16 protein-coding genes are annotated in these 13,771 nt (G+C 41.2%); 9 read left to right on the top strand and 7 right to left on the bottom strand.

Annotation, left to right across the window (positions count from 1 at the left end):
• Positions 1–15 precede the first annotated feature (15 nt).
• The 5 genes from MHH65_RS15550 (at position 16) to MHH65_RS15530 (ending at position 4,146) form a co-directional block, all read left to right on the top strand.
• Positions 16–684: a PspA/IM30 family protein gene (locus tag MHH65_RS15550; RefSeq protein ID WP_024423427.1), complete on the top strand. Its 669-nt coding sequence runs from the start codon at positions 16–18 to the stop codon at positions 682–684.
• A gap of 104 nt (positions 685–788) precedes the next feature.
• A complete protein-coding gene (locus MHH65_RS15545; protein ID WP_268412644.1) occupies positions 789–1,658 on the top strand; it encodes a DUF4097 domain-containing protein in 870 nt (289 codons plus the stop codon).
• 30 nt (positions 1,659–1,688) lie between these two features.
• A complete protein-coding gene (gene liaF, locus MHH65_RS15540) occupies positions 1,689–2,453 on the top strand; it encodes a cell wall-active antibiotics response protein LiaF (RefSeq protein ID WP_034281438.1) in 765 nt (254 codons plus the stop codon).
• Positions 2,450–3,514, top strand: a complete 1,065-nt coding sequence (gene liaS / locus MHH65_RS15535; protein ID WP_034280874.1) for a two-component system sensor histidine kinase LiaS — start codon at positions 2,450–2,452, stop codon at positions 3,512–3,514. The genes liaF and liaS overlap by 4 nt, the downstream gene beginning before the upstream one ends.
• Entirely contained in the window at positions 3,511–4,146 is a 636-nt protein-coding gene (locus MHH65_RS15530; RefSeq protein ID WP_024423423.1) for a response regulator transcription factor, read from the top strand. Before liaS ends, MHH65_RS15530 begins: the two co-directional genes overlap by 4 nt.
• Before the next feature lie 42 nt (positions 4,147–4,188).
• Here the strand turns inward: MHH65_RS15530 and MHH65_RS15525 are convergent, their stop codons facing one another.
• The 4 genes from MHH65_RS15525 to MHH65_RS15510 are packed head-to-tail and all read right to left on the bottom strand — an operon-like array spanning position 4,189 to position 8,218.
• On the bottom strand, positions 4,189–4,557 hold the full coding sequence (locus MHH65_RS15525; protein ID WP_024423422.1) for a hypothetical protein: 369 nt from the start codon (positions 4,555–4,557) through the stop codon (positions 4,189–4,191).
• Positions 4,558–4,594: 37 nt separating this feature from the next.
• A complete protein-coding gene (locus tag MHH65_RS15520; RefSeq protein WP_268412645.1) occupies positions 4,595–5,716 on the bottom strand; it encodes a Ger(x)C family spore germination protein in 1,122 nt (373 codons plus the stop codon).
• Complete coding sequence (locus MHH65_RS15515; protein WP_098677572.1) at positions 5,713–6,807, bottom strand: endospore germination permease; 1,095 nt, start codon at positions 6,805–6,807, stop codon at positions 5,713–5,715. The genes MHH65_RS15520 and MHH65_RS15515 overlap by 4 nt, the downstream gene beginning before the upstream one ends.
• Positions 6,794–8,218, bottom strand: a complete 1,425-nt coding sequence (locus MHH65_RS15510) for a spore germination protein (RefSeq protein WP_268412647.1) — start codon at positions 8,216–8,218, stop codon at positions 6,794–6,796. Before MHH65_RS15510 ends, MHH65_RS15515 begins: the two co-directional genes overlap by 14 nt.
• Before the next feature lie 112 nt (positions 8,219–8,330).
• On the opposite strand from MHH65_RS15510, the gene MHH65_RS15505 reads away from it, so the two are divergent.
• From MHH65_RS15505 to MHH65_RS15495, 3 genes are all read left to right on the top strand, one after another.
• Positions 8,331–8,498, top strand: coding sequence for a YvzF family protein (locus MHH65_RS15505; protein WP_003213147.1), 168 nt, complete (start codon positions 8,331–8,333; stop codon positions 8,496–8,498).
• 89 nt (positions 8,499–8,587) lie between these two features.
• On the top strand, positions 8,588–9,982 hold the full coding sequence (gene fumC / locus MHH65_RS15500) for a class II fumarate hydratase (protein WP_024423418.1): 1,395 nt from the start codon (positions 8,588–8,590) through the stop codon (positions 9,980–9,982).
• A 156-nt stretch (positions 9,983–10,138) separates the two neighbouring features.
• Complete coding sequence (locus MHH65_RS15495) at positions 10,139–10,444, top strand: hypothetical protein (RefSeq protein ID WP_254001435.1); 306 nt, start codon at positions 10,139–10,141, stop codon at positions 10,442–10,444.
• A 21-nt stretch (positions 10,445–10,465) separates the two neighbouring features.
• Here the strand turns inward: MHH65_RS15495 and MHH65_RS15490 are convergent, their stop codons facing one another.
• A complete protein-coding gene (locus MHH65_RS15490; protein ID WP_024423417.1) occupies positions 10,466–11,344 on the bottom strand; it encodes a TetR/AcrR family transcriptional regulator in 879 nt (292 codons plus the stop codon).
• Positions 11,345–11,536: 192 nt separating this feature from the next.
• On the opposite strand from MHH65_RS15490, the gene spxO reads away from it, so the two are divergent.
• Positions 11,537–11,701 carry an anti-adapter protein SpxO gene (gene spxO, locus MHH65_RS15485; RefSeq protein WP_003212782.1) on the top strand — a complete coding sequence of 55 codons (165 nt, stop codon included), beginning with the start codon at positions 11,537–11,539 and terminating at the stop codon, positions 11,699–11,701.
• 20 nt (positions 11,702–11,721) lie between these two features.
• Here the strand turns inward: spxO and MHH65_RS15480 are convergent, their stop codons facing one another.
• Together MHH65_RS15480 and MHH65_RS15475 are read right to left on the bottom strand one after the other, a co-directional pair.
• On the bottom strand, positions 11,722–13,053 hold the full coding sequence (locus tag MHH65_RS15480; RefSeq protein WP_149126300.1) for a HAMP domain-containing sensor histidine kinase: 1,332 nt from the start codon (positions 13,051–13,053) through the stop codon (positions 11,722–11,724).
• Positions 13,050–13,727, bottom strand: coding sequence for a response regulator transcription factor (locus tag MHH65_RS15475; protein WP_024423415.1), 678 nt, complete (start codon positions 13,725–13,727; stop codon positions 13,050–13,052). Before MHH65_RS15475 ends, MHH65_RS15480 begins: the two co-directional genes overlap by 4 nt.
• Positions 13,728–13,771 lie beyond the last annotated feature (44 nt).

Raw genomic sequence — 13,771 nt, 5'->3', positions numbered from 1 at the left:
AAGGAGGAACATCAAATGGTATTAAGAAGAGTAAGAGATATGTTTGTTGCAACTGTCAATGAAGGCTTAGATAAATTGGAGAATCCGCGTGTCATGCTGAATCAATACGTTCGTGATATGGAGGATGATGTTGCGAAAGCGAAACATGCCATCATCAAACAGCAAACGATTCAGCAAGGCTTCCTGCGCAAAGCAGAAGAGACGGAAGCATTTGCTGAAAAGCGAAAGAAGCAGGCCGAGCTGGCATATCATGCGGGAGAAGAGGAGCTTGCACGAAAAGCGCTCACAGAAATGAAGTATTTTGAAGAAAAGCACAACGAATATCAGGAAGCCTACCAGCAATCTGTGAAACAATTGAAAGAGCTGAAAGAGCAATTGCAGCACTTAGAAACGAAGCTGCGTGATATAAAAGACAAGAAGCAGGCACTGATTGCAAGAGCCAATGCCGCACAGGCAAAGCAGCATATGAATGATTCCATCAATAAAGTAGACAGTGAAAGTGCATATAAAGAGTTTCTCCGAATGGAGAACCGTATTGAAGAAATGGAAACAAAAGCAGGCAGCTATGCACAATTTGCGGATCAAGGTGCATATGCTCATTTAGATTATGCCGACGAGGTTGAAAAAGAATGGCAGAAGCTGAAGCTCGAGAAAAAGCCTGAACAACAGCAAGCAAACGTATAGAGGTCAAATCGGAAGAAAAGCAGGCTTTTTCTTCCGATATTTGATTTCTTTCTGTTTCGCTTTTCCTTATAATGAAAAGGTCAGAAGATAAAGGGATGGTATAAATGAAGCGATTAATCGGTCTAATTTGTATACTTGTAGGTATCTTTTTAATGATTGGCATGCTTTTCAAAAATGAAAATCTCTTTCATTTAAGTTTTTCCCGTGAAAAACCAGTGACAAAAGCTTCAGCGAAAAAAGAGGAGATTGATCAATTAGATATTTCTCTTTCTGGGTTTCGCGTGAAGGTAAAACCTGAAAATCGTTCCGATATTTCCGTGACTGCTCTCAATGGAAAAGGGAAAATGTATGCGGAGCAAACAGGCGGTACCTTTAAAATTCGCGCTGAAAATAAAAGCTTCTTGTTTTTCACTCAATTTGAAAAAGGAGAGCTTTTAGTTAAAATTCCAACAGATTATCATAAAAATGTGAAGATTACGGGTGGAAGCGGAGTCAGCGAGATGAACGGAGAAGGAAAGCTGTCCCTTCAAGATGTGATACTCAAATCAACGAGCGGAAACCTCACAGCTCAGAATTTCTCAGCCAAAAATGTGGAAATCAAAGCAACCTCTGGCAGGCTGGCAGTGTCGCACATCGATGCGAAGGATAGTGATATTGGGGCAACTTCAGGGCGTGCTGATATTAATGATGTCAAAGGCGAGCTGCAATTGGGCATGACAAGCGGCCGATTGACAGCAAGTTTTGATACAATTGAGTCACCTGTCTCCTTTCATATGACATCAGGGAGCGCGAAATTTAATTTGCCAGATGACGGAGATTTCAACGTTCAGGTGAAAAAAACAAGTGGAAGCGTCGATCACTCGTATGACTTTGATCAAGTGGATAGTGAAGGTCGAGGCTTTACAGGTACGCGGGGGAAAGGGACACATTTAGTCGATATTGAAATGACAAGTGGTAACCTCAAGCTGCGGTAATGATTGAAAGAAAGGAAGGAGGCGAGTCAACTGCGTTTTACAAGGAATCAAATTTTAGGCATCATTGTCGTGATATTTGGTATTAATTTATTTCTCAAAATTATTGGGATCGGAGCAGATTTGTTTTGGCCTGTGTTTTTTGCGCTGGCGGGTTATTGGCTGCACTCACGATCCAAACGTTGGCTCGGTTCAGTTTCCTATATTTTTGCCGGCTTTCTCTTCTTAAAATTTCTGCTCAATATTACATTTAGTTTAACAGGTTACTTATTTGCGGCCTTTTTGATTTATGCCGGCTATCGCTTATTGAAAAATAAACCTGTTTTTGATGTCGATAAAAAGGAAACATCAGACGACGGGAAGCCTTCACTGAAAGTCAATCTTGAAAAAAAGGACGATCAGAAGAAAACAAAAAGCCAGACAAAGCCGCGCAAAGAGCATGACTTTTTTATCGGTGAAGTCAGGCTGATGAAAAAGCCGTTTCAATTAAGTGATTTGACGATTTCAGGTTTTATTGGCGATGTGAAAATCGATTTATCAAAGGCGATCATCGCAGAAGAAGAGAGTACGATCGTGATTAGCGGGCTGATCGGAGATGTGGATATTTACGTACCGCAGGATATTGAAGTATGTGTGAGTGCTTCCGCCGCGATTGGTGATATGAAAATCATAGATGAAAAAAGGAGCGGGTTCGGCAGTAAAGTGTACGTGATGACCAACGATTACGATGAGAGCAAACGAAAAGTGAAAATCTCCATCTCTCTATTGATCGGAGATGTGGATGTGAGATACTTATGAGGAAATTCCATTTAGGCCTCCAGTGGCAATCTGTTCGTCTTGGCGTCGGTATCTCGCTCGGTGTTGTGACGATGACGACACTGCCGATGTTTTTTTATTATCAGCTTGATCCGATGATCCTGCTTTCTACCCGCTGGTTTGGCATACCGTTTTTTTGTATTTTACTCATCGTTAGTCTTGCGATTGGGATTTCTGCCGGGAGTGTATTTGGCTATCAGCATAAGAAGCGCCTCGATCAGCTTGTAGAGTCGATTTTGAAATTTGAAAATGGAAACTTTGCATACAGACTGCCGTCTCTTGGCGACGATGAAATTGGCTTAGCCGCCGATCAATTAAATGAAATGGCGAAGCGGGTGGAAGGGCAAGTAGCCTCTTTGCAAAAGCTTTCAAATGAACGGGCTGAATGGCAGGTTCAAATGAAGAAATCGGTCGTCTCAGAAGAGCGGCAGCGGCTTGCACGAGAGCTCCATGATGCGGTCAGCCAGCAGTTATTTGCGATTTCGATGATGACTTCAGCTATTCTTGAAGGCATGAAGGAAAAGGACGAAAAGATATTAAAGCAAATGCAGCTTGTCGAACGAATGGCTGGCGATGCACAAAATGAGATGCGTGCTCTTCTGCTTCACCTAAGACCGATCACGCTAGAAGGAAAAGACCTGAAAAAAGGCTTAATTGAGCTGCTAAATGAATTTCAAGCAAAGCAGCCGATTGATATTGATTGGGAAATCGAAGATGACGTTCCGTTATCTAAAGGAGTAGAGGACCACCTCTTCCGAATTGTGCAAGAAGCCCTGTCTAATGTATTTAGGCATGCAAAGGCGACAAAGGTAACTGTGCGCCTGCTCATAAGAAACCGGCAAGTGCAGCTAAAGATTATTGATAATGGTATCGGCTTTCAAACAGACCATGTGAAGACAGCCTCCTACGGACTTGAATCGATTCGAGAGAGAACAAGTGAAGTAGGCGGTGTCGCAGAGATTATGTCATTTGAGGGAAAAGGCACACAAATTGATGTGAAGGTTCCCATTTTTGATGAAGGAAAAGGAGAGAACGTTCGATGATTCGAGTGCTTTTAATCGACGATCACGAAATGGTGAGAATGGGTCTTGCGGCCTTTTTAGAGGCGCAGGCTGATATTGAAGTCATTGGTGAAGCGTCAGATGGACAAAAAGGTGTAGAGCTAGCCGTTGAATTAAAGCCAGATGTGATTTTAATGGATCTTGTCATGGAGGGGATGGATGGCATCGAAGCAACGAAAAGAATTTGTCAGGAAATTGAAGATGCCAAGATTATCGTTCTGACGAGCTTTATTGACGATGATAAAGTCTATCCAGTGATTGAGGCGGGTGCTTTAAGCTATTTATTAAAAACATCCAAGGCAGGAGAAATTGCTGATGCCATCAGATCTGCAAGTATCGGCGAACCAAGACTTGAATCAAAAGTGGCTGGAAAGGTCATGAATAAGCTCCGTCATTCATCAAATGGGTCCATCCTTCACGATTCATTAACGGCAAGAGAAATGGAGATCTTGAAGCTGATTGCGGATGGGAAATCGAATAAGGTCATTGCCGAGGAATTATTTATTACAATTAAAACGGTGAAGACCCATATTACCAACATTCTTTCCAAACTTGATGTGGAAGATCGAACGCAGGCGGCTGTGTATGCGCACCGTCATAAGCTGATTCAATAAAAAAACAGCTTTCAAGTGAAAGCTGCTAGAACATGCGTAAAATTAGTCCTTCTGTCCTGTGATCGGACGTTCGGATAGTTGATGGAGCTCAGGAACTGGAAAAGCCTCCTGCTCCTTGGCCGATTTTTCTTCCAGGGTTTTCTTCATTTCGGATAAAAGCTTTACGCTCTCCGTTGCTGCTGCCGCTTTTTTTTCCTGCAAATCAATGATCTGTGAAAGTCCGACGAATAATCCGCCTCCCAACAGAAGGAGCGCAGGGGTTTGTCCATAATAAACCACGATCAAAAATGTGCTTGAAAAGCTGTCGGCTTCAATGAAGAAATCTTCTTTTGATTGCGTGAATACAACGATTAACAGAAGTATCCCTAGAATCAAAAATAGAATGCCGGCCGAAAGTAAAGCTCGTTTCATGATTGACACCCTTTTTTTCTTACCATTTTAACATACTCTATAAAGATTGTGTTGCGCCCTTAGTCCCGAAGTCACGGATTTTCACATTTGCCTTGTAACGAATGTCCGATTCACTAAAAATTTCATCCCAATGCTTCGCTTCTTTTCGAAAGTCCTTCGGATACGCAATACTCGCTTTTTGAGAAAACCCGCAAATATCTGCTTTGATCTCATGCTGTAATTCCCCAATGAAATCTTTTACGTTTTTCTCTAATCGACGCTCCACAACACCTTCAATCTCTTGGAGATACTTTTCATTAAATGCATTTTCCCGCTCATTCCAATCCTCAGATAATCTTCCTTCAAGCGCCACTGACACATTAAATTGATATTTTCCGCTGGCTGTTTTATTCGTTTCAATGTTGTGTTTCAGTTTAAAAATCTCAAAAGAATAGATGCTGTGATCATATTCAAATTCAATGACTCCGCCTTCTCCGTCTCCGGTCAACAGGTTATACGACTGCACGGCTAACGGAGAGATGTTGGTGAGAAATCGTCTGTTCTTTATAATAGAGGCTCCGTCCAGCATTAATTTCCCTTGATCCACACCGACTTTCGGAACAGCAAAAGATACGTTGTTTTGCATAGCAGAAGAAATATCTCCTAATGAAGCGGGCTTGAGCATACGTATAGTCGATTTAGTATTCCTAGAAATATCATATAATGTAGAAGAAGCTGGCTGTCCATCGTCATTGATTTTCAGCAAGTCCCCAGGCTTCTCAGAAGTCATAAAGACAAGGCTTCCTCTCCGTGTTTCATTGTCGCGAATAAATTGATTAATGACGAGGTCGAAATTATTCTCATTGATGAGCTCCTCAGAAAATAAATACACCCTCAGCTGCTGGGCGAAAATCCGGTGACTCTTGAGCGTTGTTGTTCGGAATATTTGATGTACGGAATCACCACTAGTTTCAATAATCTTTGTTGGGTCTTTTACGCTGGATTCTTGCTCAATTTTTTGAGGAACAAGGACTTGCATAGATATTTTAAGCTTATGACCGTCATCTCCTTTATCTAAGCCAAAACCAATCGCCATGTTGAGCTCCTCAATATTGGTACTATCCCAGCATCCACTTAATAGAACAAGGGCCAGGTATGCAAAGGCCGCCTTTTTTTTCATGCTGCTTTCCGCCTCCTTTTAAAAAACACGATGATAAATAAGAGAAACGGGAGGATGCCGAATAAAAGGAAAAATAAATGGTTCACATAGGTTAAATAATCGCGCACTGTATCAACATCCTTTGGGAAAACGGCGGCAAAGTAGATGACAATTCCCATCAACGCGAGCACGATCTTTTTTGGTAATTTTGTTAGTTTGGATACCCCCATTGCAGCAAAAAACGTATATCCTACAAAGCTCGTATAAAGCTGAACAAGCCAAACGATAAGCAAAAAAGATTCAATTCGCTCAATAAAAATCCCCTGTATATCGAACGATTGAAATAAAGCAATCGTCGGCCAAGTCAACGTCGCAGTTTCTTTCACGGTGAACGCACCAACGACAAGAATATAGGTGAAAATATAGATGATCGCAGGAATCAAAAAGCCGATTGCGCCATAAGCAAAGGTGTGTTTTTGCGTGTTCATATAGACAGGCATAAACAGCATCATTTCAATGCCGACAAACGAAATGGCTGATGCGTTAAGGGATTTGAAGACAGGGGAGAATCCCTCTCCTAAAACAGGCCGGAGGTTATCTAACTTAAATTCTTGAACACTGAGTCCATATGCAACAAATAAGATAATCAAGGTCACAATGAGGAAAAAAGGGCAGAGTCTGGCAAAATCACCAATCCCGCCGACTACGAGATAAAGACCAACCAAAATAAAGCTGATCATTGTCACCGCTACAGGTGTGTTTTGAAGCAGAAAGAACTTCACCATTTCTGACATAGCCCGTACTTCATAGCTGGCAACGCCAAGAAAATAAACAATAATGAGCAGGTTAGCAAGAGCACCAATCCACTTTCCAAGCCCCTCATTTGTATAATCATAGTAAGAGGAGAAGGGGACTTTTTTCATCATAAGGACATTCACAAAAATAAATACAATGTAAATGACGCTCATGAGTAAGAGTGCAATCCAGCCATCAGGTGTAGTTGCAGCCTGTGCCATTGCTCTGGGCAGAATCATCATACTTGCACCTAATGTTGTATTGGCAATAATGGCACTTGCCTGATAGCTGGAAATCGACTCTTTATGATTGACCATATCGTTCTCCTTTCTTTTGATTTTTCAAAGGCAATCGAATGATGGAATTGTCTTCATTTTTATAGCTGAACACAAAGTCTGGCGAAAAATAAGGCGTACCAAAACTTTTTTGCCGTGTTAAATGGGTAAGGAGAACGAGCATGAACAGCACAATCCCATATAAACCCAAAGTAGCTGCCGTAAACATGGACACAAAGCGGAGCACGCGGAACGACATGCCCATCCCGTATTGAGGCACAGTAAAGGAAGCAAGGGCAATCACACTGACGATAATCACCATAATCGAGCTCACAATATGAGCCTGAACGGCCGCCTGCCCAATGACGACTCCGCCTACAAGTCCAATCGTTTGACCGAGCGGATTTGGCAGCCTTAAACCAGCTTCCCGCAGCAGCTCAATCGTTATCTCCATGATGAGTGCCTCCACAATAGGCGGAAAGGGGACATTTTCTCTTGTACTTGAGATCGAAATAGCCAGTGTTGTTGGTAAAAGTCCTTGATGGAAGGACACAAGCGCAATATAAATGGCTGATAAAAATAATGTCAGAAAGATAGAGGTAAACCGCAGCATACGAATGAGAGAGGCGGCGATCCACCTTTCATAATAATCATCAGGTGATTGCATAATCGTCGCGAGAGAAGCAGGTACAATTAACACAAAAGGTGAATGATCAACAAAAATGGCGACACGTCCATTATTTAAAGCAGAGGCCACTTTATCCGGCCGTTCTGTGTTTTGGATTTGCGGGAAAGGCGAGTACACATTGTCCTCAATCAGTTCCTCAAGAACACCGGAGTCTTGTATATCATCAATCGTGACTTGTTTGAGCCTTTTTTTCACTTCTTTTAAAACAGACGATTGAGCCATACCGTCAATGTACATGATGGTCACTTGGGTGTACTTTTTTTGACCAATTTTCATGTCGACGGTTTTAAGATTGGGGTTTTTCAAGCGCTGCCTCACAAGAGCTAAGTTCGTATCTAAGTCTTCAATAAAGCCAATTTTCGGGCCTCTCACAATTGTTTCAGAGGTAGCATCACCTATACTGCGTTTCTTCGTTCCATGCGTTTCTAAAATATACGCATGCTGAAATCCGTTAATCAGAACAACACAATGCCCATCAAAAATCGCATCGACCAATTCTTCGGTGGTCTTCACCGAACGGGTGGTCATCATCGATAAATTGGATTCCAGCTTCTCTTTTGTGAGTGACGTATGATCTTGGAGAAGCAGCTTTAAAAAGGTTTGAATCTCCATCTTTTCGTTCATTTCTTTTATGTATAAATAGTAAACCACCTGTCCGTGAGGCAGCGTTTTTTTCTCATGGACCAAATCGTCCATTTCCTTTAATTGTGGAAGGAGGACGGAGAGATTATCGTATAAGTGCTCTTTTAATGGAGTTTGATTCATTCGGATCACCCGCCTCAAATCTTTTTCTTAGCATTACCTGCTTGAAAAAACAATATTCTGTGTTACATTATTTTGTGGTAAAAGAAAGAATGAGGGTTTTGGAGGAAACAAGATGGCACAGATTCGTTTAGCAGGAACAAAAGAGGAGATCGACCGTATTCTACAGTCGTTTGACAAGCATTATGAGGTGACATATACATCAAAGGATTACGGAAAAACGAACCCAAAATACAAATATTCGAAGGATGTTCGCGTTTATATTGAACTAAAATTAAAATAAAGATAAAATTTTAATTGAAAACGCTTAAAGGATTTTCGTTTTTTGTATAGAATAGAGTTGAGTGATGAGAAGCTATGGAGGGATACATAATGACGGAATTTAGAATCGAAAAAGACACAATGGGCGAAATCAAAGTGCCGAAGGACAAGTTCTGGGGTGCACAAACACAACGAAGCAAAGAAAATTTCAAAATCGGTTCTGAGAAAATGCCAAAGGAAGTTGTGAATGCGTTTGCAATTTTGAAACGTAGCACAGCGATTGCGAACGAACGTCTTGGCAACCTTGAAAGCGAAAAAGCAGAAGCTATTGCTGCTGTATGTGATGACATCATCAGCGGAAAGTATGACGAGCATTTCCCGCTTGTTGTTTGGCAGACAGGCAGTGGAACACAAAGTAACATGAACATGAACGAAGTCGTTGCAAACAGAGCAACTGCTTACTTGAAAGATAAAAATAGCGAGTTCAGCATTCACCCGAATGATGACGTTAACCGCAGCCAAAGCTCAAATGATACATTCCCAACGGCTATGCACGTGGCAGCTGTTTTAGCTGTGTACAAAAAATTGCTGCCTGCTATTGACCAGTTAAGAACAACTCTTGATGAGAAAGCAAAAGCGTATCAAGAGATTGTGAAAATCGGCCGTACGCACTTGCAGGATGCAACACCGCTGACAGTTGGTCAAGAGATTAGCGGCTGGGTATACATGCTGGATCGTTCAAAAGAAATGATTCTAGAATCAACTGAAAAAATGAGAGAATTAGCCATTGGCGGAACTGCTGTTGGTACAGGAATTAACGCACATCCTGAGTTCGGTCAATATGTTGCTGAGGAAATCAGCCAGCTGACAGGTCAAACTTTCAATTCTTCACCAAACAAATTCCATGCGCTGACAAGCCATGATGAAATTACGTATGCACACGGTGCCTTAAAAGCACTTGCAGCTGATTTAATGAAAATTGCCAATGATGTAAGATGGCTTGCAAGTGGTCCTCGCTGCGGAATTGGCGAATTGATCATTCCTGAAAATGAGCCGGGAAGCTCCATTATGCCAGGAAAAGTTAACCCAACCCAAAGTGAAGCATTAACTATGATTGCAGCGCAAATCATGGGTAATGATGCCACAATCGGTTTTGCGGCAAGCCAAGGAAACTTTGAGCTGAACGTATTTAAGCCAGTCATCATTTATAACTTCCTGCAATCAGTTGAACTACTTGCTGACGGCATGAACTCATTCCATGACAAGTGTGCAGTTGGAATCGAACCAAACCTTGAAACGATTGAGAAAAACTTGAACAATTCATTGATGCTTGTGACGGCACTAAACCCGCACATCGGATATGAAAATGCAGCGAAAATTGCGAAGCTTGCGCACAAAGAAGGATTAACACTAAAAGAAGCAGCACTTCAATTAGAGCTGTTAACTGAAGAGCAGTTCGAGCAATTTGTGAAACCAGAGGAAATGGTGACACCGAAAGCAAAATAAAAAACCAGGGGCAGCTGCCCCTGGTTTTTATGTGGGAAGATATATTTGAGGTAAATAGTTGTGAGAACAATAAAGACAAGATTTATTAGATGGCTGCGGACACGTGATGTTGAATTCTTTCAAGTAATGTCCCCAGATACGGAGGAGTCAGCTTTTTTGTTATATATTGATCAAAGACGGCCCGAGGGTGGGAATCATATTGATATATTTTTGATCTCTCATTTTGAGCTGTCAGAAGAGTCGTATGAAGATGTTCTAAGTTTCAATAACGATATGCTAGGCTTTAAACCAACCTGTTCGTATTGTATGGACACACTGTCGATAGAGGAAGAATTTGAATTTGATTTTCCTTGTGACATGCTTGCTGTTCAAAAATATGTAGATGACTTACTAAATAGAGTTCAAGCCAGCAAACTTCCTGAACTGACACATAAGGATTTTGATTTTTTATCACAACAATAAACCCAGGGCATCCCCTGGGTTTTACAAATGATCCTCTTTCAAAATGCGCAAAAGAGATTCGGAGTTGGTTTGAAGCGGTGCGTATAATTTCAATTGGTACAGCATGCCTTTCACGATGACTTGTCTTGGTTTTTGTTTGTTTAATTCATTTTCTAGGATGCCAAGCGCTTCAAATAATTCAGGCTCGTCTTTCACTTCATAGTGTGCTTCAGCCATCTCTCTTAATTCCTGTAAAAGAGATTCTGTGAGCGGATCGAATGACCGTTCATAAATCGGACCAAACCAATCGCTCGCTTGATCTACAGAAATGAGAGGAAGATCATTTCGCTTCATCATACCGCCCATCAAATCATCGATTCGGTGAATCATGGTTGTGGCAAGCTCTTCTGCTTCCAGCTGAAAATCATATAAAATCGCAAGCTCGAAATAAACGTGGCTCATGCCCTCAATCGTCAAACATAAATCAGCCATATAAGGAATGGCAGCGTCTCCATACACTTGTTTAATATTATCGATATGAAGCTGAATCGTCGCAAGCCTAATTTGTTTTGCGAGCTGCTGCGTTTCTTGAGTCATAGGAAGCGCTCGATCGCTCAGCTGCATTTTAATAAAATCCTTTTGCTGCAAAATATTATCGTAATAGACAGTGAGCTGTTTGCGGTAGGCTTCTTTTGGTGTGCCGCCCTCTGTTTGAACCTCATGAATCCGGGTAAATACCTTATCGTAATAGTAATGAAGGATCGAAATGAGCAATGCTTCCTTTGATTTAAAATAAAGATAAAAAGCACCCTTTGACATGTGGCATTCATCCGCAATTTCCTGAACAGACGTTGTGTTGTAGCCTTTGCTGGCAAATAATTTCATGCCAGCCTCAATGATCATTTTTTCTTTCTTTTTCAATATGAATGTCATCCTTTCTTACCAAGAGACAAATGTCTTAGGAAACGTGCGCAAAGAGATGTGACTTATTGGTCATAAACGACGAAAGTTTTCAAAAATTAATCAGATTGTAACTTGTTTTTTACAGTGTAATTCTTTATATTATAAAGTAAGGTGACCAACTGGTCAAAATATGTGAAAGGATGATGTTCCATGAGAGAAATCGATGATATGATTAGACGCTTGCGAACAAAAGGGATTCAAGTAGAAAAAGTCAAAATGCCGAAAGAGACAACCATTGAAAAGAAATGGATGTATCAAGCTGGCAAAAAGATCAAAGCCACATACCGTGATTTCAATGGGTATTCATTCATTTAAAAAAGACTGCGGTCAAAAACCTACAGTCTCTTCTTAGGAACCATGATTGTATAACGTACACCTAGATCATCATTTTCAATAGATATGGACGCTTGATGCATTGAAAGAATTCTTTTGACAATGCTTAATCCAATACCGAATTCGCCCTTTTTTCCCTTACTAAAAGGTTCGTATAGGTTGGACAGCATATGTTCTTCAATTGGAGGACCGTCATTACGAATGATAATGCGGATTTGATCCTCTTCTTGTTTCATCTGAATATCAATCTTACTTTTTGCGTAGCGAAGTTGATTTTCTAGTACATTCTCAAATAATTTGCTCCATTGTTCTGGATCGCCTTCAAGAGCAGCCTCATCATCTAAGTCCACGTTCCACTGCAATTCATTTTTCGACCAGCGTATTCGGTCGACCACTTCCAGCATCGTATTACTGAGTAGGAAGGAAGAATGTGCGGGATGTTGTTTAGATAAATAATCAAGCTTTGTTAAGTACAGCAGATCCTTGATTTTCTTCTCAAGCTTTTCCGCTTCACCTTCAATGACTTCCACCGTTTGTTCAAGATCTCCTTTAGGAAAAATACCATCTTTAATGGACTGCGTGTAGCCGCGGATGACCATGACAGGTGTTTTTAAGTCATGTGAAATATTCTGCAAAAGTGTCCGTTCTGTTTCATCTTTTTGAATGAGTTTTTTTCTCATTTCTTCAATGGTATGACCAAGTTTGCCAATTTCATCTTGCCGGTCAACGATGACAGGATCGTCCCAGTCCTCTTGTGCAATGCGTTTGACGTGCTTTTCAAACGCAACGATTGGTCGGGATAGATAGCGGGCAAGCCAAATCGATGGAATCCAGCTTAGTAAAATAACAGTGCCTAAGATAAAGATCAGCTGTTTAAACAGCGTAAAGGACAGGTCATCTCGATAAGAGTCTGGTGCATAGGACAGAAGAATATATTGTGTATTGCCTGATGATACTTTTTTGATGACAAAAAAGATATGCTGGCCGTTCACCTCTTCAGAATACCGTTTCGTTGCGCTTTTTTGTTTTTTCACAAACGATTGGATTTTCTCAATAAAAGCATGCGGAAAAAACTGCGCCATTTGATCTAATTCATCTGACGGGATCAAAATGTGCTGCACGGAGCGGTTTTCCGGTGTCGACTTTGGCGAGCCGTCTCGGTTCAATGGATATTCTGTCAGCACTTGCTGTTCATTTTCGATATTTTTATAAATTTCATTTGTAAAGAAGTCACGTAATGTATTGGAAAATAGAATAATCAGGACAATGGAAATGGTGAGCAAAATGCCAGAGATCACAGCCCAAATTTGAAAAGCGAGCGGTTTGTTCTTCATCCTTTCAGCATCCTATAGCCAAATCCATAGATGGTCTCGACCTTTAAGTCGGGCATTTTTTTACGCAGCCGTCTAACAAGGTCATCCACCACACGATCTGTCCCGAAGTAATCGTGTCCCCAAATCTTGACGAGGATATCTTCACGAGAAAAAGCATGTCCCTGGTGATGTGTAAATAAAAGCAGCAAGTCAAATTCCTTAGAAGTTAAGTTAATGAGCTGCCCCTCTTCATAGACCTCTCTTACATCCTCATGAATGACATAAGAAGAAACTGAAGTGACGCTTTGCTGCTGCGGGGTATCGCTGTTTTTATACACAAGCTCCAGCAGCTTTTGAACCCGAATGATCAGCTCACGAGGAAGAAACGGCTTCGCAATATAATCACTGCTTCCCAGCTCTAAACCGAGGACACGGTCGATATCTGCATCACGTGCTGAAATGAAAATGACCGGTACGTCAGGTGATGCGGCTTTAATTTCTTTTATGAGGGTATAGCCGTCTGTATCAGGCAGCATGATATCTAAAATCCATAGATGCGGCGGCTTGTTTATGGCCTCGCGTGCCGCTTCTCCGGTTAAAAAAGAGGAGACATTCCAATCTTCACTCTCTAAATATTTGGTTAACAGTTCATTTAAATTTTGTTCATCTTCAACTAAATAAATGGTGTACGACAAAGTCTTCCACATCCTCTCAACGTCATTATAACGGGATACGAAGG

This window comes from Bacillus sp. FSL L8-0654 (genome assembly GCF_038629965.1).
Lineage (GTDB): Bacteria > Bacillota > Bacilli > Bacillales > Bacillaceae > Bacillus > Bacillus safensis.
Note: the sequence above shows the minus strand (reverse complement) of the source record. Positions and strands in the feature narration are given on the sequence as shown.

Coding starts and splice junctions, on each gene's coding strand:
- MHH65_RS15550 (WP_024423427.1), top strand. CDS start 16: ATGGTATTAAGAAGAGTAAGAGATATGTTTGTTGCAACTGTCAATGAA.
- MHH65_RS15545 (WP_268412644.1), top strand. CDS start 789: ATGAAGCGATTAATCGGTCTAATTTGTATACTTGTAGGTATCTTTTTA.
- liaS (WP_034280874.1), top strand. CDS start 2,450: ATGAGGAAATTCCATTTAGGCCTCCAGTGGCAATCTGTTCGTCTTGGC.
- MHH65_RS15530 (WP_024423423.1), top strand. CDS start 3,511: ATGATTCGAGTGCTTTTAATCGACGATCACGAAATGGTGAGAATGGGT.
- MHH65_RS15525 (WP_024423422.1), bottom strand. CDS start 4,557: ATGAAACGAGCTTTACTTTCGGCCGGCATTCTATTTTTGATTCTAGGG.
- MHH65_RS15520 (WP_268412645.1), bottom strand. CDS start 5,716: ATGAAAAAAAAGGCGGCCTTTGCATACCTGGCCCTTGTTCTATTAAGT.
- MHH65_RS15515 (WP_098677572.1), bottom strand. CDS start 6,807: ATGGTCAATCATAAAGAGTCGATTTCCAGCTATCAGGCAAGTGCCATT.
- MHH65_RS15510 (WP_268412647.1), bottom strand. CDS start 8,218: ATGAATCAAACTCCATTAAAAGAGCACTTATACGATAATCTCTCCGTC.
- MHH65_RS15505 (WP_003213147.1), top strand. CDS start 8,331: ATGGCACAGATTCGTTTAGCAGGAACAAAAGAGGAGATCGACCGTATT.
- fumC (WP_024423418.1), top strand. CDS start 8,588: ATGACGGAATTTAGAATCGAAAAAGACACAATGGGCGAAATCAAAGTG.
- spxO (WP_003212782.1), top strand. CDS start 11,537: ATGAGAGAAATCGATGATATGATTAGACGCTTGCGAACAAAAGGGATT.
- MHH65_RS15480 (WP_149126300.1), bottom strand. CDS start 13,053: ATGAAGAACAAACCGCTCGCTTTTCAAATTTGGGCTGTGATCTCTGGC.